The sequence below is a fragment of the Catelliglobosispora koreensis DSM 44566 genome (genome assembly GCF_000379685.1).
Classification (GTDB): domain Bacteria; phylum Actinomycetota; class Actinomycetes; order Mycobacteriales; family Micromonosporaceae; genus Catelliglobosispora; species Catelliglobosispora koreensis.
Genome location: NZ_KB903285.1, coordinates 1 through 1,080, shown reverse-complemented (window position 1 = coordinate 1,080; position 1,080 = coordinate 1). Strand labels below are relative to the sequence as shown.

The window sequence follows — 1,080 nt, the reverse complement described above, 5'->3', positions numbered from 1 at the left end:
CAGCATCACCACCGCCAGCCCGGCGGCGGCCCCGATGACTATCTTGGTGGATTTGGCTGAGGCGCGGATGACGCGGGCCTTGTAAAGCCCTGCCATGACAAAGAAGACACTGAGCGTGGCGATGACGGCGAGCAGGACGATGCCGTTCCACCGCGTCTCGTACGCCTTGGACACCGCGCCTAGGAACTCACCCTCGACAAGGGCGTAAGCGAACAGGATGACCGGATTCGCAATCTGGGCAAAGGAAACCACGAGACCAAGAACAAGGCCGACGAGCATGGCCGCGATCCACACCGGCCCGATCACCCGCAACGGCACGACCATCCAGGTCACCGCTGCGGCCAGGACGGCGACGCCGAGCAGGGACACAGTTTTGACCACGACGTCGTCGATGGTCATCACACCGCGTGAGGTCTGCACTGGCGGTGTCTGGGGAGCAGGTTTGCCGGCCGTAGCTGTAGGGCTGGCCGTATCCCCTGGCTGCCAGGGACTTGGTAGGTGGGCTGGTGTGCCGCTTTGGTCAGGCGGCCCAAGACCGGGTTGGACAATTTCTTGCCAGGTTTCCCTTCACCGCTTTGGGTCCTTGCAAAACATGGGCGGGCAACGTGAGCAATGACTTCAGGAAGCTGAAGATCCCGCTGGTGGTGATGCCGATCAAACAGGAGGGCCGCATCGGCAGCCGCAAGAACGGGTACAAGAGCAGGCGAGCAGGGGCCAGCACAAGCTCAGCAAGATCAGTCAGAGTAAAACTTGGCCACCGGCGCCGTCCCTCCACATAGGACTTAAGAGTTGGAATGGGGACCGGTGGCCACCTGGACTAGTGCAGAGCCGGGCGGCCACCGGCCGTTTTGATGGCGGGCAGCGGTTTCGCAGCCACTGCCCGCCAGTCATGTGGCGGCTTAGAATTCGCCGAAGTCCCCGCCGCCGAAATCGTCGAACCCGCCCATGTCCCCGTCGTCGTCGGCCAGGCCCGGGTCTTCGAAGCCTGCGGCGTCTTTCGCCTCGCCTGCCATGGCGCCGCCGATCATGTCGCCGAGCATCATGGGCCGGTCGCAGGATGTGCCCGGCAGGGCTGCGGTC

The 1,080-nt window shown here is 63.9% G+C and carries 1 protein-coding gene and 1 pseudogene; both read right to left on the bottom strand.

Translation table 11 applies throughout. The annotated features are described in order from the left end of the window. On the bottom strand, positions 1-420 hold a 420-nt coding region (locus tag A3E1_RS42445), incomplete at its 3' end, for a Bax inhibitor-1/YccA family membrane protein (protein ID WP_020524098.1). Positions 421-899: 479 nt separating this feature from the next. Next, positions 900-1,080, bottom strand: a pseudogene (locus A3E1_RS42440) (hypothetical protein); the annotation flags it as partial.